The following is a 19,330-nucleotide window of genomic DNA, read 5'->3' as shown; positions in this document are numbered from 1 at the left end:
GTTCAAGCCCCGGGACCGGACTGTCGTCTAGCGACAGGATGTGGGCACATACCGGGCGTCCAACCCTCCACAAGACCAGTTCACCGCCCCGTTGGTATCGCTCGCGGTAAGAACTAGTGTCTGTCCGGCGACCTTCGCGCTGGCCGAAGAAGCAAAGGCCACCGAGATCGATCCGGTACCGTCAACGGTCACCGATCGGACGAATCTTCCGGAGACCGACCCTGGAGCAGCCATGCCGGCGGCGCGATTGTCGGCAGGAAACTGCCCATGGTCGGAGTAGTAGGTGGCTATTGCCTCCTTGGCCCCGGTCGACAACGAGAGCCCCTCAGCCACCTGTCCTCGAGCAACATAGTCCTGGTAGGCCGGCAGCGCAATTGCCGCCAGGATGGCGATGATAGCGACCACGATCATGAGTTCGATCAAGGAAAATCCACGCTGATTCATGTACTACTCCCCTGTTGTTTGTTGGCTCGCCACCAGCCAATGCTCCAGGCCCTCAATGTCCCGGTCATATGCATGGCGATGATTGACGGCTCGCAGGATCCCCAATCCTTGCCTAGCCTCACTGACCTGAAGCAAGTTCGATGCCAATCCCATCCTCAGCAACCAAAGCCGGCATCCCAGGTCCTCCGGCGAGATCTGCACGGCCTCACGAATGAGCCTCATCGCTAGAGACGGATCTTTCATCACGTTGAAGGCGTAGTTGGAGAACACTACCCGGACCCTCGACGATCGAGGATTCTCTGCAGTTGCGGTCGACAACAGAGCAAACAGTGCCTGCTCTTCAACTGGCCTGCACCCCCCCTCAACCCGGCATGCGACGATCGCTTCAAGCGCCCCGACTTCCTGTGGTCCCAATGACCGCCTGGATATCTTCCGCTCAAGTGAACCCCATATCTCCCGGGGCTGCGCCCGCCCTTGATGCGACTTGAGAATGATCAGTGCCTGCTCGGGAAGTGGCGAACTACCGGGCAATGAGGCCGCATGCGTGAACTCCTTCTCAGCCAGCGCCCAGGCCGGGGAGGCAGGATCGGCGGGGGCCGATGCCAGCAGTGCTCGTCCAAGTTCATAACCGGCCCGCGAAGAATCAGGATTACGGTTGGACAACGTGAGAGCAAGGCGCATTGGATCTGCCCACGTCTGCACCTGGATCCACCCCATGGCCGCAACAAAAAGCAGCAGGACTCCCCCTACCGTACGGCGTGCCTCAACGGTCCACCTCTGCATCACCGCGGCCAGTGGTTGCACCAGGGCAAGAGCGATACCCACGATTGCCAGGTAGTTCCGATGTTCAAATGCCAACTCCAGCGGCACAACGTTACTGGTCAGCAAATGGCTGGCAAAGAACCATCCGATGCCAAGTGCCGTCAGGGGCCAGCGCTTGCGCAGCCCCCAAGCCGCTGTCGACAGCGCGACCAGCGCCAGCATCGGGACTATGAAAGTAGTTGAACGCCAGGATGGCGGGACCTGTGCATTGTCGTAATAGAACTTCAACGACTCGGGCCAGGGAAGCATGATCTGCTGAAGGTAGTTCAGCAGAATCGCCGGTTGCGAGTACAACCGGCCTGCCAAGCTGAAATCACGTGCCGAGTAGCGTTCCGGCGCCAGGGCGCCAGGCAGAATCACTGCGAAATATAGAAAGATCGCCCCTATCGCTCCAAAGGCATATAGGAGGGAAATTGCGCGCGCGCGTGTTCCATCCGGATTCCGGAACTTGAGGAGAAACACCTCGATCAAGAGTGTGTAAGCTGGAATGAGTATCGCGGTCTCTTTGAAGCCCAGGCCAATCCCGGCTCCGAACACCGCACAGCACCACCAGAGCAACGACGCCCGGGACCAGGGAGCGCTGCCGCGCGCCTTGAGATAGCAGAGAAGCGCGATCAGGACTCCCGTCGCCCCTCCTATTTCCATGCGCTGCACGACATAAAGGACGGTAGACACCTGCAATGGATGAACCATCCACGCGGTGGCGACCATGAAGGCCGTCAAGCGCACCTGTGACCACGAAATGCTGAGCACTCGCCTGATCAGCATGGACGCCAGGGCGAACACCAGCACTGAATTCAGGAGGTGTAGAGCCAAGCCGGTCGCCTTCATCGGCCAAGGCGCCAAGCCAGTAAAGTAGTAATTCAGGCCGAAACTGAGAATTGCCAATGGACGGCCCACGTCGCCCGTGACCCCATTGCCCATGACCTGCGCGATGGAAGTAAAGTCCATCGAGGTCAAGCGCCAATCCGGATCGTCCACCAGATTGGGAAAGTCATCAAAGATGAACCCCCCATTCAAGCCATTCCAGTAGACGCCCACACCCAGCAGCGCCAGCAGGACAAGACCCACCAGAGGCAGCAGTCGCTGAGCAGGCACACTTCGCATCGAATAGAACTCCCCTTGCCCCAAAAAGAAAGGGCCGCAAAGCGGCCCTTTCCCCATACCGCTATGCCGTCTGCGCGATTAGCGGCAGGACGACGGACGGTACTTGGCGTCGATGGTCGTGGCGGAGCCCTTGCAGTCCCAGGTGATCGAGCCGCCAGCGTCTGCCGGGACCAGCGCAAAGTCGCGACCGGCGACCTTGGAGCTCACCGAGCCCGAGCCCTTCATCTTGGCGGTAATCACGCCGTTGGCACCAACGGTCACGCTGGCCACGTACTTGCCGTTGATCGACGACGCGCCAGCAAGGCCGGCCATTGCATTGGTGGTCGGGAAGGCGCCCTTGTCGGCGTAGTACTCGGTAACAGCGGTCTTGGCACCCGAGCTCAGGGTCATCGCTTCGGAAACCTGCGAGCGTGCCACATAGTCCTGGTAAGCCGGCAGCGCGATGGCAGCCAGGATGGCGATGATCGCAACAACGATCATCAGTTCGATAAGGGTGAAGCCCTTCTGGTTCTTCATTTGGTACATCCCCAAGATAAGTGGTGGTTGATTTCAGAAGTCAGGATCGGTCTGACCAGTGGTCAGCTGAGCGGGTCCTGCCCCCTGCGGGTGGATCAACGCAGGTTGCGTGCCAACCCCGGCACGCCTCCCCCTGGATTTCCCCGCGCCCATGATGGCAGCTATTTCACGGATGGGAACCCCCCGGATGCGAATCTGCGATGGACGCGGCAATGTGACGCAGTGCGTCACCTTTGGTCGGCACCCGGCACGAATTCGCATGATGGTGCCCCCAACAACTGCCCAGACGGGCATGAACCCGCTACCATCGACGGCTAGACGCCCGCCTGGGGATGGCGGGTCTTGGGGAGCCGATATGTCTGTCAGTCGCAGTGCGATCAAGAAGGAGCCCGTGGCGCGCAGCACCACGGACCTGCAGCCGTTTGTCTGGGAGGGGACGGACAAGCGGGGTGTGAAGATGAAAGGGGAGCAGGCCGCGAAAAACGCGAATCTGCTGCGGGCCGAGCTGCGCCGCCAAGGCATCACCCCGGGCACGGTCAAGCCAAAGCCCAAGCCACTGTTCGGCGCAGCCGGCAGCAAGATTTCGCCGAAGGACATTGCATTCTTCAGCCGCCAGATGGCGACGATGATGAAGTCCGGTGTGCCGATCGTCTCAGCGCTGGACATCATCGCCAGCGGGCACAAGAACCCGCGCATGAAGAAGATGGTGGACGGCATCCGCACCGATATCGAGGGCGGATCGTCCCTTCATGAGGCAATCAGCAAGTATCCGGTGCAGTTCGACGAGCTCTATCGCAACCTGGTGCGTGCAGGTGAAGGCGCCGGTGTATTGGAGACGGTGCTTGATACCGTGGCCAACTACAAAGAGAACATCGAAGCCCTGAAGGGCAAGATAAAAAAGGCTCTGTTTTACCCTGCAATGGTCATTGCGGTAGCGCTCTTGGTCAGCTCGATCCTGCTGATCTGGGTGGTTCCGCAATTTGAGGACGTCTTCAGGGGATTTGGCGCTGATCTGCCAGCATTTACTCAGATGATCGTAGCCGCATCCCGGTTCATGGTCTCTTGGTGGTGGCTGATCGCGATCATCGTCATCGGCAGCATCGTAGGTTTCACCATGGCCTACAAACGCTCGCCGAAGATGCAGCACGGGATGGATCGCTTGATCCTGAAAGTGCCAGTCATTGGCCAGATCATGCATAACAGCTCGATTGCCCGCTTTGCCCGCACGACCGCTGTGACTTTCAAGGCTGGCGTACCGCTGGTAGAAGCCTTGGGCATTGTTGCAGGCGCTACCGGCAATACGGTTTACGAGCATGCCGTATTGCGCATGCGCGATGACGTCTCGGTCGGTTACCCGGTCAACATGGCCATGAAGCAGACCGCCCTGTTCCCACACATGGTCATCCAGATGACGGGTATCGGTGAAGAGGCGGGCGCCCTGGACGCCATGCTGTTCAAGGTGGCCGAGTACTATGAGCAGGAGGTCAACAATGCCGTTGATGCCTTGAGCAGCCTGCTCGAGCCGATGATCATGGTGTTCATTGGTATCATCGTCGGCGGCCTGGTCATTGGCATGTACCTCCCCATCTTCAAATTGGCATCGGTGGTCTGACGCATACATGGCATTTCTCGACCAGCATCCCGGCCTCGGCTACCCCGCCGCGGCCGCCCTGGGGCTGCTGCTGGGCAGTTTCCTCAACGTCGTCATCCTGCGCCTGCCCAAGCGGCTGGAGTGGCAGTGGAAGCGCGATGCGCGCGAGGTCCTGGAAGAACCGGACTTCTACGAGCCCCCACCACCGGGGATCGTGGTCGAGCCCTCGCACTGCCCGCACTGCAAGCACAAGCTGAGCTGGTACGAGAACATCCCGCTGTTCAGCTGGATCATCCAGGGCGGCAAGTGCCGCCACTGCAAGGCGCCGATCTCGCTGCAGTACCCGCTGGTCGAGGCCCTGACCTCGGTGCTGGTGCTGGCCTGCGTCTGGCAGTTCGGCTTCGGCTGGCAGGGCTTCGGCGCCATCGTGCTGACCTGCTTCCTGATCGCCTTGTCCGGCATCGACCTGCGCACCCAGCTGCTGCCTGACCAGTTGACCCTGCCACTGATGTGGCTGGGCCTGATAGGCAACATCGACAACCTGTACATGCCGGCCAAGCCTGCCTTGGTCGGCGCGGCGGTGGGCTATCTGTCGCTATGGATGGTCTGGTGGCTGTTCAAGCAGCTGACCGGCAAGGAAGGCATGGGCCACGGCGATTTCAAGCTGCTGGCCGCGCTCGGCGCCTGGTGCGGGTTGAAGGGCATCCTGCCCATCATCCTGCTGTCGTCGGTGCTGGGCGCCATCATCGGCTCGATCTGGCTGTACACCCGGGGCCGTGACCGCGCCACGCCGATCCCGTTCGGCCCCTACCTGGCCATCGCGGGCTGGCTGTACTTCATGTGGGGCGCGCCCGTGGTGGAGCAGTACCTGGTGTTGAGCGGACTGCGCTGAGGGGAATCCCCATGAGCCGCTATGTGGTTGGCCTGACCGGCGGCATTGCCGCCGGCAAGAGCGAGGCGACCCGGCGCTTCGAGGCGCTGGGCATCGTGGTGGCCGACGCCGACCTGGCCGCCCGCGCGGTGGTTGCCGCCGGCAGCCCGGCCCTGGACCGTATCGCCGAGCGCTTCGGCGCCGGCATGCTGCAGGCGGACGGTAGCTTGGACCGGGCACGCCTGCGGGCCCACGTGTTCGCCGACCCGACCGAACGGGCGGCGCTGGAAGCGATCACCCACCCGGCCATCCGCCTGCTGATGCAACAGCAATGCGCGCAGGCCGCCAGCCCCTATGCGATTGCCGCCATTCCGCTGCTGACCGAGGTCGGTGGGCGGCAGGCCTACCCGTGGTTGGACCGGGTATTGCTGGTGGATGCGCCCGAAGCCGTGCAGCACGCCCGGCTGATGCAGCGCGACGGCATCGACGCCGCGCTGGCCGACAAGATGATCGCCGCCCAGGCCAGCCGCGCGCAGCGGTTGGCACTGGCCGATGATGTAGTGGTCAACGATGGCCACCCGGAAGACCTGCAGGCGCAGGTGGAAGCGCTGCATGCGCGGTATCTGGGGTTGGCTGGGGGCTGAGGCCTGGCTGCCGGCCAACGGCCGGCACTACCGAAGCGAATCCATGCATGGCGGTGATCTACCCCGCGCCAGCGTGGAACTGCTGTAGAGCCGAGCCCGTGCTCGGCTGCGATCATCAAGCCGAGCATGGGCTCGGCTCTACAAAGCGTTCTGCATCCACGCATGGCGTGGATCTACTCCAGCTGCAGGCGGGCGTAGCGGGCCAGTTCGCGGGCGCCGAGCAGCAGGCCGTCGACGACATCCGGGCTGAGCTGCTGGTGGGCACCGCCCTGTTCGCGGGCGGCTTCGGCGGCGTGCAGCACCTGCATGAGTGCATTCAAGCCGGCCAGGGTGCGGCTGAGACCGGCCATGGTGGCCGCTTGGGCCGGGCTGAGGCCCTGCGCTTCCAGTCGGCGACCGTCGGCTGCATCGCGACCGTCCATGCGGGCCAGCAGCGCGGGCAGCAGATCCTTGGGATCATCGAGCAGGGTTTCGATGCGCGCGGCGACGTCGGCCGGCAGCAGGTCGGCGGCTTCGCCGATCAGGGCGTGCAGTTGAGGGAACACGGGGCGTGCGGACATGGTGAATCTCCTCGCAGACGACGAGCCACCTGCGGATGCGAGGTGGCGGACGGTGCGGGTTGGCGTACCGGAGACCCAACAACTCAAGCGCGAGGAAAAAGACTCCAGCGGATTCTGATGAATCCCCACGCACCATCCGCCGAAACGAGGCAGGCGATGCATTTTCCATGATGAGCCGCAGCCCACCCGGAGCGCTTGAGTTGAAGGTTTTTTTCAGGACGCCAATCCCGGCCAAGGCACCTGCCCCGGCCGACCCATCTGGCCATCACGCAGCGCTGTGATCTGTAAGGAAATTCTCAAGCCGCCGCTGAGGGCACGAATGCGTGCACGCGGACACGCACGCGGCGTGGCGGCGATCACGGTGATGTCGTATTGGGCTTCTTGCGCATCACGACTGCGAGGTTAATTCGATGGCACTAGCGACACAGGGCGCTATACGGTGCCGGCGGGATTCGTGCCGACCAAGGTCGGCACCTACCAAAGCAGAGCCATTGCCGACCGAGGTCGGCAGCGACCAGAGCAGATCCAGATGCCGATGGAGGTCGGCAGTCGGCCCTTACAACGGCTTCGGCGAGAACGTCAGCGTGGCGATCACGCCGCGCTCGCCACCGGGGCGCACGCTGACCTGCCAGCCGTACAGATCGCACAGGCGGCTGACGATCGACAGGCCGATGCCACCGCCCTGCGAATGGCCGGCATGGGTGCCGCGATAGCCGCGCTGGAACAGCTTGGCGGCGTCTTCTTCGCTCAGGCCAGGGCCGCTGTCAGTCACCGACACTGAATTGCTGCCGACAAAGACGCGCACTTCGCCATCCTGCGAGTACTTCACCGCGTTGCCGATCAGGTTGCCCAGCGCCACCGACAAGGCCGCCTCCGGCGCATCGATCACCAAGTTGCGCTCGCCTTCCAGCGCCAGCTCCAGCGGCTTGCCACCCAGCTGGGCGCGGTGGGCGTCCAGCAGCTGTTCGGCCACGCGCGCGACGTTGCTGGTGCCCTGCCCGCGTTCGTTGCGCGACAGCAGCAGCAGTGCGCCGATCAGGTCGCTGCACTGCTGTTCGGCACGCTGGATGCGCTGCAGGCGCTGCAACACCTTCTCATCCAGGCCGGGCCGGGTCAGCAGCAGTTCGGTGGCGCCACGGATCACCGCCAGCGGCGTGCGCAGTTCGTGGCTGACGTCGGCATTGAACTCGCGGTCGCGCTGCACCACTTCGGTCAGTCGCGACGAATAATCATCCAGCGCCTGCGCCAGCTGCCCCACTTCGTCGTCGGGGAACCGCGGCGCCAGCGGCTCGGGATCACTGGTGCCGCCGCGATAGGCACGCAGCCGCGCGGCCAGGTCCGAGACCGGCTTCATCACCTTCGATGCCGACCACCAGCCCAGCACCAGCGACAACAGGCTGAACACCAGCACCGACAGCACCAGCGCGCGGTTGAGCTGCTGCCCACCGCGCACGCTGTCGGTCATGTCATAGGCCAGGAACGCCCAGGCGTCGGGCGTCTTGCGCACGGCCAGCTTGTAGGAATAGCGCTGGCCGCGCTCGTCCACGCCGCCCATGTTGTACAGGCCATCCTTGAACTCATACCAGTCCGGCTCTTCCTCGCGCAGCGCGTCAAACTTGTCAGGCTTGATCAGGCGCGCACGCATCTGCTGCACGGGCAGGTCGGGGTTGCGATCCGGGCTCTCGTAGAACCGCCGCACGTACTCGTTGATGTTGCGGTTCATCACGTCTTCCACCAGCTGGTTTTCCACGCGCATGCGGGCCCAGTTGGTGGCAAACGCGAACAGTGTCGTCAGGCAGAAGCCCAACAACACGAACGAGACGATGATGCGGCTGCGCAGGCGCCGGCGATACGGCGAACGCCGGCGCTCCCCCTTGGTTGCCACGGAATCAGGCTTCCGGGGTGGCGATGCGGTATCCGATGCCATGGCGGGTCTGGATCAGCGGCACTTCAAACGGCTTGTCGACCACCGCACGCAGGCCGTGGATGTGGACACGGAGCGAATCCGAGTCGGGCAGCTCCTCGCCCCACACGCGGGTTTCCAGCTCCTGGCGGGTGACCACGGCCGGCGCGGCCTCCATCAGGGCCTGCAGGATCTTCAGCGCGGTCGGGTTGAGTTGCAGCAGCTTGCCCTGGCGGCGCACTTCCAGCGTATCCAGGTTGTATTCCAGGTCGCCGGTTTCCAGCACGCGGGTCTGCACGCCCTTGCCGCGGCGCGACAGCGCGTTCAAGCGCACTTCCACTTCCTGCAGCGCGAACGGCTTGATCAGGTAGTCATCGGCGCCGGAATCGAAACCGGCCAGCTTGTTGTCCAGCGAGTCGCGGGCGGTCAGCATCAGCACCGGGGTCTGCTTGCGCGCTTCGTTGCGCAGCTTGCGGCACACTTCGATGCCATCCATGCCCGGCAGGTTCAGGTCCAGAACGATGGCGTCGAACTCGTGGACCACGGCCAGGTGCAGGCCGGTCACGCCGTCGGCGGCGAAGTCCACGGTGTGGCCACGATCCTCAAGGTAGTCGCCAAGGTTGGCGGCGATGTCGCTGTTGTCTTCGATTACGAGAATGCGCACTGGGACCTCTGGTTCTTGAAGGGTCGTCGGGGGGCCAGGCCCACCCGCTCAGGATGCCCCTGCGTGGGTGGACGCGACGTCTACCTGCTGAACGATACAGGTTCCATTCTTAACATTTCGTACCGAAGGGCCGACACCGGCAAAAGCCCCCTCGGCGAGCGGTCAGCGGCTGATGCGCTGCTGGTCGGTCAGCGCCCGGCGGCTGTCTTCCTGGGCCTTGCGACGCTGGGCCACGGTCAGGCAGACGCTGGTCGGCATGTTGCTGCCGGTAAGGCGCTCGCGGCGGCAGATCATGCGGCTGTCGGCCTGGGCGCGGGTCATGATGGTGTTGACGATCTCCTGCTCGTTGAACAGGTCGTTGCGCTCCTGCGGGGCCAACTCATCCACCTTCTCCCGGCCATTCATCTTGATCCGGATCCGGTTCAGTGCCTGCTGCACGCGACTCTTGTCCTCCAGCCCGATCTCGCTGTAGTCCTCGCTGCCCATGGCCGTTTCAACGCGGCGGATCTGCTCGGACACCGGGGTGAAGGCATCCATCTGCACGGTGTCCTTCTGCGCCTTGGCCTGCACGGTGGCTACCAGGCCGAGCGACAGCATCAGGGCAAGTGTCGTATTGCGGTACATGACGAGCTCCATGTTCGTCCATGAATAGGGTCTCGACTGTACGATTCCGCCGATGCGCCCACAAGGGACGCACGGCAGGGTGACCGATGGCGGCATGCGATCGGTCCGGCAGCGATCAGGGCTTGTAGTTGTTGAAGCGCTGGTTGTCGTTGAGCGCCTTGCGGCTGTCTTCCTGCGCCTTGCGGCGCTGGGCCACGGTCAGGCAGACACTCTGCGGCATGTTGCTGCCGGTGGTGCGTTCACGACGGCAGACCATGCGGCTGTCGGCGTGGGCGCGGGTCATGATCGTGTTGATCACTTCCTGGTCGTTGAAGATCTCGGTGCGGTCCTGCGGACTGACCTGCTCCACGCGTTCGTGGTCGCCCATCTTGATCTTGATGCGGCCCAGCGCCTGCTGCACGCGGCTTTTGTCTTCCAGCCCGATCTCGCTGTAGTCCTCGCTGTTGATCGCCGTCTCAACGTTGCGGATCTGTTCGGCCACCGGTGCGTTGGCGTCGAACTTCACCTGCCCTTTCTCGGGCTTGGCGTGGGCGGTGGTGGCCAGGGCCAGGCCCAACATCAGGGCGAAGGGGGTCATGCGCTGCATCGTTACCTCCAGGTTCTTCCATGAGTGGAACATCGATCCTGCGGTGCCACCGATGCGCCGTCACAGCACGCTCGATGGGCCGAAGGGCGGTGCGGTCAACGCCCGGCGGGCGGTGGGCTGAGCGTGTTGTAGCTGCGCTGGTCGTTGATCAGCGCCTTGCCTTTCTCTTCGATCCGGCGCCGTTCGGCCACGGTCAGGCAGCGGCTCTTGGGCATGTTGCTGCCGGTGGTGCGTTCGTACCTGCAGATCTGCCGGCTGTCTTCATGGCCACGCGCCAACAGGGTGTTGATGCGTTCCTGCTCGTTGAAGACCTCGGCCTGCAGCTGCGGCGGCAGCTCCTGCACGGTCTGGCGTTCGCCCATGTGCTGGCGGATACGCGACAGCGACTGCTGCACCTGGCCGCGATCCTCGGCGGACAGTTCGGCATAGTCGGGGGCGGCCAGGGCGGTTTCCACCTGACGCATCTGCTCGGCGACCGAGCCCTGCCGGTCCATCTGTACAGCCACTTTCTCCGGCTTGGCGGCAACAGCGCCAGACAGGCCCAGCAGCAACGCGATCATCATGATGCGGTACATCGCCAACCTCCCGATCCATCCCGGAACGAAGGGCCAACTCTACGACCGTCACGCGGCCTCCACAAGAGACCTTGGGCATGGGGCCGACAGGCATAAAAAAGGCCCAGACGGTGCACCCGCCTGGGCCTGAAGTCGTATCCCGATACCGATCCTGCTGAGAGGCAGAGCTGCGGTTCGCTGAAGCCTACGCCCGATCCGATTAAAGCCTCGTTAAAGGCCCGGATCATTTGCCGGTGAGAATCATAACCCCATGGATAATCAGGGTTTTTTGATCTTCTCTACGTGCTCGATGATGCGTGTCGCCACGTCGACCCCGCAGGCCGCTTCGATGCCTTCCAGCCCGGGCGTGGAGTTGACCTCTAGCACCAGCGGGCCGCGCGCGGAACGGATCAGGTCCACGCCGCAGACCGACAGGCCCAGCGCCTTGGCCGAACGCACCGCCACCTGCTGCTCGGCACGGCTGGCCTTGGCCGCCACGGCGGTACCCCCGGCGTGCAGGTTGGAGCGGAAGTCGCCCTCCGGTGCCTGCCGCTGCATCGACGCCACCACCTGGTCGCCCACCACGAAGCAGCGCAGGTCGGCCCCCTTGGCCTCGCCGATGAATTCCTGCATCAGGAAGTTGGCGTACAGGCCGCGCAGCGCTTCGACGATGCCGCGCGAGGCACTGGCCTTCTCGGTCAGGATCACGCCGCGCCCCTGGGTGCCTTCATTGAGCTTCACCACGTGCGGCGGCGGGCCCAGCATGGACAGCAGGTCGACGGTGTCGTCGGGGTTGTCGCCGAACACGGTGACCGGCATGTCGATGCCCTTGGCCGCCAGCAGCTGGTGCGCGCGCAGCTTGTCGCGCGAACGCAGGATGGCGTCGGACGGATTGGGCGTGCGCGCGCCCATCAGCTCGAACTGGCGCAGCACCGCGGTGCCGTAGCGGGTGATCGAGGCACCGATGCGCGGAATGACCATGTCCACGCCGGTCATTGGCCGGCCCTTGTAGTGCATGGAAAAGCCATCGGCGGCGATGCGCATGTAGCAGCGCAACGGGTCCAGGATGCGCACGGTGTGGCCGCGCGCGCGCGCCGCCTCGACCAGCCGACGGGTGGAATACAGGGAGCTGTTGCGGGACAGGATGGCGAGCTTCATCGCGGTGGGATCGGTCGGCAGGCGCGAAGCATAGCGCGGGCGTGTGGCGGGTGGATGATGCCTGGCCCGTGCCGCCTGCGCCGGTAGTGGCCGGCTCCTGCGGCGACGATTCCGGCGAAAGAGTAACCGTCGCCGGATACACCACAGGCCCGCATCACCATGCGGGCTGGTTCCGCTTCAGAACCCGCGCGCGGATTCACCCAGCGCTGCGATGCAGGCCATCTGCGTGACCGATCCGGCCGAGGTCCCCTCATAGATCTGCCACAGAAGCTGCGCGGCCTTCGGCCCACCGGCGCGACCCAGTGCGCGCACTGCCTCCAGCTGGCGGGAGGTGCCGGCACCGGAGTTCCTGTAGATCTCATGAAGGCTGCCGACGACGTCGTCCTTCGTTTCCATGCGCTGCTTCCGTGTAGGAAATGCGGCAACGCTAACCGGGCGGGCATGGCCGTGGATATGAAACTAATCAGAAATGAAGAAGGCCGCTGATGAGCGGCCTTCTGTCTACGCGCGTGGCGCGATTGGAGCGGGCGATGGGAATCGAACCCACGTCAGTAGTCGGGTGGGAAGGTGGCCTCGCGGCCACCCTCCCCCCTCAGAACCGTGCGTGAAAGTTACCCTTCACACGGCTCAAGCAGTCACGAACCCCCTTCTTCTATGGGAGGGGGCGACAGCCGTAGCCTGGCACGGGCGTGAAGCTGCTCGTGACAGGTGGTGTGGAGCAAAACAAGGTTGGAGAGGCGGTCAGACCCCCCGTACACCCTGAAAACCTTGTGGTGGATGTGCCAGCTGGTGCTGGTCAGTTTCCGCCCACAGCAGGCGCACTTGGCCTCTTGCTTTGTCCAAAGCCATAGCAGTTTCCTTTTCCCGGTCAGCGAGCGCTTCATGCGGTACTGCAACCGCTGATTAAAGTAGCTCTCGTCTTTGGGGTCGTAGGGGCTAACGTCAGACCGCACCTTGATGTACTCGCCGACCTTGAGGGACGACAGGCGCATCAGAGTGTGTTTACCAACACCGAAGATCCAGTCGCGGGACTTGTCGCGCCGGAAGTACCGACGTTTGATCCAGCGGAGACCTTTGGTGGGGTGACGGCGTTTGGCCCAACACCAGACCGCGTGGTGGATAAGGTGATCCAATCTTGCGAACGGTTCTGAAGCGTTCACGACTTGGTGATACATGCCCCACCCCCGAATGATCGGGTTAAGGACGTGCAGTACGTCGTCTTGGGTGGATCCCCGCAGTAGCCGGAGCTGGCTGCGGATCTTAGCCATGAAGGCGTTGGTGTTTTGTTTCGACGGCCTTCTAAGGAGGAGATTTCCAAATTTCCGGAAGTTCCATCCCAAGAAGTCGAAGCCTTCGTCCATGTGTGTGATCTTCGTCTTGCTTTCGGAGAGCGTGAGCCCTCTTTCTGCGAGGAACTTGACGACGATCGGCTTGACCTTGCGTTCCAGGATCTCCGCAGAGGCTCCTGTGATGACAAAGTCGTCTGCGTAGCGGACGAAGTTGCACTTGTTGCGGCGTGGGAGCGCATCGATGAGCCGGCCCAATCCGTCAAGGACAATGTTTGCGAGCACGGGGGAAATGATTCCGCCCTGTGGTGTACCCGCGTCCGTCGGAAACAACTTACGGTCTTCCATGAAGCCTGCTTTCAGCCACTGCGACAGCACATGCCGGTCAATTGGTACGTGTTTCATCAGCCAGTCGTGACTGATGTTGTCGAAGCAGCCTTTGATATCCCCTTCCATCACCCAGCGTGAGCTGGTCTTCGTGCTCAGACAGGTCTTCAGGTGGGCGGCAGCGTCAGCTGTCGACCTGAAATTACGGAACCCGTATGAGTGAATGTCCCCATATGCTTCGGCGACGGGGTCGAGCGCAAACAGATACAGCGCCTGCATTGCTCGATCTTTCATCGTCGGTATACCGAGAGGGCGGGTGCCACCTCGGGCCTTGGGGATGTGGATTCGGCGAAGCGGTTTTGCCTTGTATCCCTTACGTTGCAGGGAGTTGATGGCATTCCACTTTGCCGCAGGTGTCGACCACGTTGCACGGTCTACACCCGGGGTACGACGGCCTTGGTTCTCCGTGACTCGACGTACAGCCGTTGCTTTGGCTGCAGTTGAGCGGACAAGTAGTTTCTGTAGGCGTGTGACCCTACGCCACTGCTTATCCTTGGCTGCCTTCGCTATTCTTGCCTGCATCCTCGACACAGCGCAGCTTGTGGCTTTCCAGTTGATGGAGTGCCAGTTGCTGAGGTGTGAGGAGGCGACATCACCATCGATGATGGCGTCCATATCTACCTCCTGGAGTGGAGCGGGTGAAGGGAATCGAACCCTCGTCAGTTGCTTGGGAAGCAACAGCTCTACCATTGAGCTACACCCGCCCAGAGCCCGTCAGGGGATAGACGCCCCAAAGGGGAGTCGTTCCCCGTTGGGTGTGAGTTTGCGAAGCCTGTCTAGCGACAGACCACCCGGTGGAAGTCAGCACCCTTTCGGGTTGGGGCGATCTTTTCATCCCCTATCCCCTCGATTACAGAGAGGCGTTCGCTTACTCCACCATCCTATACCCACTTGGTCATCGTTTCTCCTTGCGGAGAACCTAGTCGCCGAGGCGACAACCAGTTGGGCTTACCACGTTCCGTACATGCAACAGAGTACCTAGGATCTCGCCTTTTCGCCGGAGGTGCAATTGTCAGCGTGTCTCTACCAAGCAGAGAAACATCCGACCTCGTCCCGTTTTGGGTAGGGCCCAGTCGCAGTTGGCCCGTCTAGCTTGACGACGTTTATATGGCGATTCGTTTGTACTGATCCTTGATACTCAGCCTAGCGCCTACTCGGTTACGACTACCGAGGTCACGAGTCCTCCCTCACGGGAGAATCGTATCCGTGAGGATGGCTACATTAACGGAGAGCTTAGCACCGGAGAATTACTTCTCCCGCACCACTCCTTGGCTACCGGTGGCTGAACACCGGGTTGGTTCGACAACCCTTGGCAGGGTGGACGACCAACAATTGCATGCACAGCCTTCGCCGTGCCAGTAGGGATGTACTCCTACCGTTCAACGTATCGTCCACCGTGTTGCTGGGGGACGTTTTGCTGTCAGACCGAGATCTGTACAGCTGTGGCCAGGAAACCGCCTGGTCGGTTGAACGTGCGGCACGGCTCGTGTCGCACGCTTGGGAAGCTACAGCTCTACCATTGAGCTACGCCCGCATTGCGGGTGAAAGTCTATGCGGTGGGGCCGGTGTTGCGCAATGGCAGCGTGCCGCAATGGGGTCAGAGCCGTTTCCTGGCGGAAACGGATCCGACCCCCGGCGCAACAGGTCAGAGCCCTTTCCTTGCGGAAAGGGCCCCGACCCCAGCGGGTGCTGCTTAGAACGTGCCGCTGAAGTTGGCGAACAGGGTAGCGTCCTGCGCGCGCTTCTGGCCGGTCGAAGCGCTCAGGCCGAAGTTGCTCTGCAGGCCAAACAGCTCGGTGCGGGCGCCCAGCACGACGGTGGCGTAGTTCTTGTCGAACTTCAGGCCCGGCACGCGGTAGCTGCCCAGTTCCGGTAGGGTCTGCAACCAGGCGCTGGCCTGCTTGGTGTCCTCGAACTCGTGATCGTAGGTCACCTGCGCGTACGGCTTGACGGCGCCGCCATCGAAGCGGGCCTGCCAGCCGAGGCGGCCGACGGTCGAATCGACGTTCTGGCGGTCATAGCCCAGTGCGGTGGCCAGGGTGCCAGCCGCAGCACTTTCGGTGTAACCGTCGATCTTCACCTTCTGCCAGATCACCGAGGCGATCGGGCCGTGGCGGAAGCCGCCTTCGGTGCCGAACTCGTAACCGGCGTTCAGGGCGGCGGTCAGGTTGCTGCCGTCCGGCGAACCACCATGCTCACGGGTGGCCGGGCCCAGCTGGACCTTGCGGTTCACGTCATAGGACAGCCAGGTGTAGCTGACCTGGCCGTTCACCCAGATGCGGTCGCCATACCAGCCGGCGAACAGACCGGCGGTGGTGTCCTTCTGGGTGAAGTCGCCACGGCTGTTGCCGAAGTCGGCGCTGAGGCGGCCGAAGCCGGCGAAACCGCCGAACACCATGCCGTCGCGGGCCCAGTCGATACCGAACAGGCCGGCCGGGGCCAGGCCGTCGTACAGGTCGGCGTGGTCGTAGCGCTGCAGGTCACCGCGCACGCCGCCCCACCAGGACAGGCCGTCAGCCGGACGACCACCCAGGTGCATGCTGACCTGGTCGGCACGCGAGCGGCCGATGGTCTGTGCCGAGTGGCTCAGCACCTGCTGCAGGCGCGGGCCTTCCAGCACCGAGACCGCGTACTGACCCAGCAGCTGATGACCCGCGGTGGTCGGGTGCACGCCATCGGCGAACAGGTAGGTGTTGGCCGCATCCGGGCTGACGTAGCTGGTCGGGTTGCAGGTCAGGATGCTCTGCGTCGAGTTGGCCGGATCGATCTTGCAGGCGGTGCTGGTGACGTTGGTGAAGCCGTACATGCCCGGGTTGGCGGTCACTTCACGCAGGATGCTGAAGGTGTCGAGCGGAATGAACTCGATGCCCGCCTGCTTCAGACCACCGTACAGGGCCTTGTTGTAACCGGCCGACAGTGCAGTGGCGGCGGCGGCGTTGGGGCCACGGAACTGCGGAGTGATGCCCACGTCCGGCAGATTCGGCACGAGCACGTACTGGGCACCGGCCTGCTTCAGGGCGCCCACCAGCGCGATCTGGTCGGTGACCGCGGCGCCGATGATGCCCTGCACCTGGGCCTGCGAGGCACCACCGGCCGCTGCGCGCGTGGCCGCGAACAGATCATTGGCACCGCCCCAGACGGTGTACAGGGCATTGGCGTCAGCCTTGCCACCATTCGCAGCAAGGTAACGGGTCGCCTGCGACTTCAGCGACGGAATGGCTCCGAGGCCACCCGCTTCGTCGGCCGATACACGGGCGCCGCCGACGGCGTAGTTGTCACCGTTCTGGCCATTGCCGTTGGGCGTGCCGTTGAGGCCGTAGTAGTTGGCGACCTGCTGCGCCCACACCCAACCCGGGTTGGTGGTGAACTGGCCGGTCACCGGACGCACATCGGCCGGCAGCAGCGGGCGGAAATAGCCAGCGTCGGTCAGGCTGTCACCGAAGAACACGGCCTTGGAATAGGGGGATTCGCCTGCCATGGCCGGAAGCGCGGCCAGCGCGATCGCGGCCGCCATCAGGGAGCGGATCGGGCGTTTGCTGAGCAGCATGTAAAAAACTCCTGTGGGGATATCGTTGAGGACCCGGCGGACGTACGCCGGCGCACGGTGAATGGTTCCACTGCGCCGCGTTTTGCTCACGCTGCGCCGCCGCATGGATTGTCGCCTGAGGGCGCTGGACCACGCTGTGCCGGGGCTGGCGATCAACGAAATTTGCAAGGGTTCCGATCCGCGCAGGCCATCGGCGACAATGCGGCGATGAACATCCAGCTCAACGGCGAACCCCGTACCCTGCCCGCTTCGGCGACCCTCCACGACCTGCTGCAGGCCGAGCAGCTGCTGCAGCGCCGGGTGGCGGTGGAGGTCAACGGCGAGATCGTCAGCCGCAGCCGCCATGGCGAGTACGTCCTGGCCGAAGGCGACGTGGTGGAGATCGTGCACGCGCTGGGCGGGGGCTGAGGCCTGCGCGGGTGTTCAGGGGTCAGATCCCTTTGCCGATGGCAAAGGGATCTGACCCCACGCTCGACCCCGCCCTCTGCGTGACCCCATCTTCAGGCGGATAAGCGATAATCGCGCCATGAACGTTCATGTCTCCCCCGATTCGCTGGTGATCGCCGGCAAGACCTATGGCTCGCGGCTGCTGACCGGCACCGGCAAGTTCAAGGACCTGGAAGAAACCCGCCTGGCCACCGAGGCCGCTGGCGCCCAGATCGTCACCGTGGCCATCCGCCGCACCAACATCGGGCAGAACCCGGGCGAGCCGAACCTGCTGGACGTGCTGCCGCCGGAGCGCTTCACCATCCTGCCCAACACCGCCGGCTGCTACACCGCCGAGGACGCCGTGCGTACCTGCCGGCTGGCCCGTGAGCTGCTGGACGGCCACAACCTGACCAAGCTGGAAGTGCTGGGTGACCAGAAGACCCTTTACCCGGACGTGATGCAGACCCTGAAGGCCGCCGAGCAGCTGGTCAAGGACGGTTTCGAGGTGATGGTCTATACCTCCGACGACCCGATCCTGGCCAAGCGCCTGGAAGAGATCGGCTGCGCTGCGGTGATGCCGCTGGCCGCGCCGATCGGTTCGGGCCTGGGCATCCAGAACAAGTACAACCTGCTGCAGATCATCGAAGACGCCAAGGTGCCGATCATCGTCGACGCCGGCGTCGGTACCGCGTCGGACGCGGCGATCGCGATGGAGCTGGGCTGCGACGGCGTACTGATGAACACCGCCATTGCCGGTGCACGCAGCCCGGTGCTGATGGCCAGTGCGATGCGCAAGGCGGTCGAGGCCGGCCGCGAGGCCTTTCTGGCCGGACGCATCCCGCGCAAGCGCTACGCCAGCGCCTCCTCGCCGGTGGATGGGCTGATCGGCTGATGACCAATCCATTCGACAGCGCCGGTTCCAAGGCTCCGCCCAAGCCCTTCACCGTAAGCGAGGGCCGCCGCGAAGTGCGCAGCTTCGTGTTGCGCCAGGGCCGCTTCACCCCTGCCCAGCAGCGCGCGTTCGACGAACGCTGGCCGCGCTTCGGCATCGATTACAACGGTCAGCTGCGTGACCTGGACGCCACCTTCGGCCGCCCGGCACCCAAGGTGCTGGAGATCGGCTTCGGCAACGGCGCCGCGCTGCGCTTCGCCGCCCAGCACGACCCGTCGCGCGACTACATCGGCATCGAGGTGCACGCCCCGGGCGTGGGCCGTCTGCTGAACGCGCTGGCCGAGGACAATGCCGACCACGTGCGCCTGTACCACCACGATGCGGTGGAAGTGCTGCAGAACGAGATCGCCGACGGCGCGCTCGATGAAGTGCGCATCTACTTCCCGGACCCGTGGCACAAGAAGCGCCACAACAAGCGCCGCCTGCTGCAGCCGGCGTTCGCCGAACTGCTGGTGCGCAAGCTGCGCCCGGGTGGCCGCCTGCACTGCGCGACCGACTGGGAAGACTACGCCGAGCAGATGTGGGATGTGCTCGATGCCACCGCCGGCCTGGTCAACCGTGCCGGCCCGCGTGGCAGCGTGCCGCGCCCGGACTGGCGCCCGCAGACCCACTTCGAGACCCGCGGCCAGAAGCTCGGCCACGGCGTCTGGGACCTGTTGTACGACCGCACCTGACGATCGCCTGA

Annotated in this window: 19 protein-coding genes and 1 tRNA gene; 6 read left to right on the top strand and 14 right to left on the bottom strand. The window is 63.7% G+C overall.

What is annotated here, in order from left to right:
* Positions 1 to 27: 27 nt before the first annotated feature.
* From AC5P98_RS10075 to AC5P98_RS10065, 3 genes are all read right to left on the bottom strand, one after another.
* Positions 28 to 444: a pilin gene (locus AC5P98_RS10075; protein WP_032957223.1), complete on the bottom strand. Its 417-nt coding sequence runs from the start codon at positions 442 to 444 to the stop codon at positions 28 to 30.
* Between the two features lie 3 nt (positions 445 to 447).
* Positions 448 to 2,337, bottom strand: coding sequence for a hypothetical protein (locus AC5P98_RS10070; RefSeq protein ID WP_141098907.1), 1,890 nt, complete (start codon positions 2,335 to 2,337; stop codon positions 448 to 450).
* A gap of 114 nt (positions 2,338 to 2,451) precedes the next feature.
* Positions 2,452 to 2,889 (bottom strand): pilin, encoded by a 438-nt coding sequence (locus AC5P98_RS10065; RefSeq protein WP_032957219.1) that lies wholly within the window; start codon positions 2,887 to 2,889, stop codon positions 2,452 to 2,454.
* A 355-nt stretch (positions 2,890 to 3,244) separates the two neighbouring features.
* Here AC5P98_RS10065 and AC5P98_RS10060 point away from each other — a divergent pair, with 355 nt between their 5' ends.
* Genes AC5P98_RS10060 through coaE form a run of 3 tightly spaced genes read left to right on the top strand, consistent with a single transcriptional unit; the run spans position 3,245 to position 5,995 of the window.
* On the top strand, positions 3,245 to 4,501 hold the full coding sequence (locus AC5P98_RS10060; protein WP_032957218.1) for a type II secretion system F family protein: 1,257 nt from the start codon (positions 3,245 to 3,247) through the stop codon (positions 4,499 to 4,501).
* A 7-nt stretch (positions 4,502 to 4,508) separates the two neighbouring features.
* Positions 4,509 to 5,372: a prepilin peptidase gene (locus AC5P98_RS10055; RefSeq protein ID WP_005418626.1), complete on the top strand. Its 864-nt coding sequence runs from the start codon at positions 4,509 to 4,511 to the stop codon at positions 5,370 to 5,372.
* An 11-nt stretch (positions 5,373 to 5,383) separates the two neighbouring features.
* Positions 5,384 to 5,995 (top strand): dephospho-CoA kinase, encoded by a 612-nt coding sequence (gene coaE, locus AC5P98_RS10050; protein WP_049405655.1) that lies wholly within the window; start codon positions 5,384 to 5,386, stop codon positions 5,993 to 5,995.
* A gap of 173 nt (positions 5,996 to 6,168) precedes the next feature.
* On the opposite strand, the gene AC5P98_RS10045 is transcribed toward coaE, so the two are convergent.
* From AC5P98_RS10045 to AC5P98_RS09995, 11 genes are all read right to left on the bottom strand, one after another.
* Positions 6,169 to 6,555, bottom strand: coding sequence for a hypothetical protein (locus AC5P98_RS10045; protein ID WP_032957214.1), 387 nt, complete (start codon positions 6,553 to 6,555; stop codon positions 6,169 to 6,171).
* Between the two features lie 556 nt (positions 6,556 to 7,111).
* Positions 7,112 to 8,482 carry a sensor histidine kinase gene (locus AC5P98_RS10040; RefSeq protein ID WP_032957212.1) on the bottom strand — a complete coding sequence of 457 codons (1,371 nt, stop codon included), beginning with the start codon at positions 8,480 to 8,482 and terminating at the stop codon, positions 7,112 to 7,114.
* Entirely contained in the window at positions 8,445 to 9,122 is a 678-nt protein-coding gene (locus tag AC5P98_RS10035; protein WP_005410804.1) for a response regulator transcription factor, read from the bottom strand. Before AC5P98_RS10035 ends, AC5P98_RS10040 begins: the two co-directional genes overlap by 38 nt.
* A gap of 162 nt (positions 9,123 to 9,284) precedes the next feature.
* The gene (locus AC5P98_RS10030; RefSeq protein ID WP_014648206.1) at positions 9,285 to 9,746 is read right to left on the bottom strand and encodes a hypothetical protein; all 462 of its coding nucleotides are present in this window, start codon (positions 9,744 to 9,746) and stop codon (positions 9,285 to 9,287) included.
* 115 nt (positions 9,747 to 9,861) lie between these two features.
* Positions 9,862 to 10,332 carry a hypothetical protein gene (locus AC5P98_RS10025; RefSeq protein WP_014648207.1) on the bottom strand — a complete coding sequence of 157 codons (471 nt, stop codon included), beginning with the start codon at positions 10,330 to 10,332 and terminating at the stop codon, positions 9,862 to 9,864.
* Between the two features lie 95 nt (positions 10,333 to 10,427).
* Complete coding sequence (locus AC5P98_RS10020; protein ID WP_032957208.1) at positions 10,428 to 10,907, bottom strand: hypothetical protein; 480 nt, start codon at positions 10,905 to 10,907, stop codon at positions 10,428 to 10,430.
* A gap of 258 nt (positions 10,908 to 11,165) precedes the next feature.
* Positions 11,166 to 12,044, bottom strand: coding sequence for a 30S ribosomal protein S6--L-glutamate ligase (gene rimK, locus AC5P98_RS10015; RefSeq protein ID WP_005418651.1), 879 nt, complete (start codon positions 12,042 to 12,044; stop codon positions 11,166 to 11,168).
* 177 nt (positions 12,045 to 12,221) lie between these two features.
* On the bottom strand, positions 12,222 to 12,440 hold the full coding sequence (locus AC5P98_RS10010; protein WP_049405652.1) for a hypothetical protein: 219 nt from the start codon (positions 12,438 to 12,440) through the stop codon (positions 12,222 to 12,224).
* 239 nt (positions 12,441 to 12,679) lie between these two features.
* The gene (ltrA, locus tag AC5P98_RS10005) at positions 12,680 to 14,332 is read right to left on the bottom strand and encodes a group II intron reverse transcriptase/maturase (RefSeq protein ID WP_164106453.1); all 1,653 of its coding nucleotides are present in this window, start codon (positions 14,330 to 14,332) and stop codon (positions 12,680 to 12,682) included.
* A gap of 15 nt (positions 14,333 to 14,347) precedes the next feature.
* Positions 14,348 to 14,421: transfer RNA gene (locus tag AC5P98_RS10000), tRNA-Gly, on the bottom strand.
* A 989-nt stretch (positions 14,422 to 15,410) separates the two neighbouring features.
* Positions 15,411 to 17,264, bottom strand: a complete 1,854-nt coding sequence (locus AC5P98_RS09995) for an autotransporter domain-containing esterase (protein ID WP_046432240.1) — start codon at positions 17,262 to 17,264, stop codon at positions 15,411 to 15,413.
* Positions 17,265 to 17,471: 207 nt separating this feature from the next.
* Between AC5P98_RS09995 and thiS the strand changes: the two genes are divergently transcribed.
* From thiS to trmB, 3 genes are all read left to right on the top strand, one after another.
* Positions 17,472 to 17,672 carry a sulfur carrier protein ThiS gene (gene thiS / locus AC5P98_RS09990; RefSeq protein WP_032957227.1) on the top strand — a complete coding sequence of 67 codons (201 nt, stop codon included), beginning with the start codon at positions 17,472 to 17,474 and terminating at the stop codon, positions 17,670 to 17,672.
* Positions 17,673 to 17,790: 118 nt separating this feature from the next.
* Positions 17,791 to 18,585 (top strand): thiazole synthase, encoded by a 795-nt coding sequence (locus AC5P98_RS09985; RefSeq protein WP_005418798.1) that lies wholly within the window; start codon positions 17,791 to 17,793, stop codon positions 18,583 to 18,585.
* Positions 18,585 to 19,319, top strand: coding sequence for a tRNA (guanosine(46)-N7)-methyltransferase TrmB (gene trmB, locus AC5P98_RS09980; RefSeq protein WP_032957196.1), 735 nt, complete (start codon positions 18,585 to 18,587; stop codon positions 19,317 to 19,319). Before AC5P98_RS09985 ends, trmB begins: the two co-directional genes overlap by 1 nt.
* Positions 19,320 to 19,330: the final 11 nt, after the last annotated feature.

This window comes from Stenotrophomonas sp. YJH_SMC_135 (assembly GCF_059372355.1).
Note: the sequence above shows the minus strand (reverse complement) of the source record. Positions and strands in the feature narration are given on the sequence as shown.

Excerpts from the sequence above, each read along its gene's own strand:
- AC5P98_RS10075 (WP_032957223.1), bottom strand. The coding sequence starts at position 444 with ATGAATCAGCGTGGATTTTCCTTGATCGAACTCATGATCGTGGTCGCT.
- AC5P98_RS10065 (WP_032957219.1), bottom strand. The coding sequence starts at position 2,889 with ATGAAGAACCAGAAGGGCTTCACCCTTATCGAACTGATGATCGTTGTT.
- AC5P98_RS10060 (WP_032957218.1), top strand. The coding sequence starts at position 3,245 with ATGTCTGTCAGTCGCAGTGCGATCAAGAAGGAGCCCGTGGCGCGCAGC.
- AC5P98_RS10055 (WP_005418626.1), top strand. The coding sequence starts at position 4,509 with ATGGCATTTCTCGACCAGCATCCCGGCCTCGGCTACCCCGCCGCGGCC.
- coaE (WP_049405655.1), top strand. The coding sequence starts at position 5,384 with ATGAGCCGCTATGTGGTTGGCCTGACCGGCGGCATTGCCGCCGGCAAG.
- AC5P98_RS10045 (WP_032957214.1), bottom strand. The coding sequence starts at position 6,555 with ATGTCCGCACGCCCCGTGTTCCCTCAACTGCACGCCCTGATCGGCGAA.
- AC5P98_RS10040 (WP_032957212.1), bottom strand. The coding sequence starts at position 8,482 with ATGGCATCGGATACCGCATCGCCACCCCGGAAGCCTGATTCCGTGGCA.
- AC5P98_RS10030 (WP_014648206.1), bottom strand. The coding sequence starts at position 9,746 with ATGTACCGCAATACGACACTTGCCCTGATGCTGTCGCTCGGCCTGGTA.
- AC5P98_RS10025 (WP_014648207.1), bottom strand. The coding sequence starts at position 10,332 with ATGCAGCGCATGACCCCCTTCGCCCTGATGTTGGGCCTGGCCCTGGCC.
- AC5P98_RS10020 (WP_032957208.1), bottom strand. The coding sequence starts at position 10,907 with ATGTACCGCATCATGATGATCGCGTTGCTGCTGGGCCTGTCTGGCGCT.
- rimK (WP_005418651.1), bottom strand. The coding sequence starts at position 12,044 with ATGAAGCTCGCCATCCTGTCCCGCAACAGCTCCCTGTATTCCACCCGT.
- AC5P98_RS10010 (WP_049405652.1), bottom strand. The coding sequence starts at position 12,440 with ATGGAAACGAAGGACGACGTCGTCGGCAGCCTTCATGAGATCTACAGG.
- ltrA (WP_164106453.1), bottom strand. The coding sequence starts at position 14,332 with ATGGACGCCATCATCGATGGTGATGTCGCCTCCTCACACCTCAGCAAC.
- AC5P98_RS09995 (WP_046432240.1), bottom strand. The coding sequence starts at position 17,264 with ATGCTGCTCAGCAAACGCCCGATCCGCTCCCTGATGGCGGCCGCGATC.
- thiS (WP_032957227.1), top strand. The coding sequence starts at position 17,472 with ATGAACATCCAGCTCAACGGCGAACCCCGTACCCTGCCCGCTTCGGCG.
- AC5P98_RS09985 (WP_005418798.1), top strand. The coding sequence starts at position 17,791 with ATGAACGTTCATGTCTCCCCCGATTCGCTGGTGATCGCCGGCAAGACC.
- trmB (WP_032957196.1), top strand. The coding sequence starts at position 18,585 with ATGACCAATCCATTCGACAGCGCCGGTTCCAAGGCTCCGCCCAAGCCC.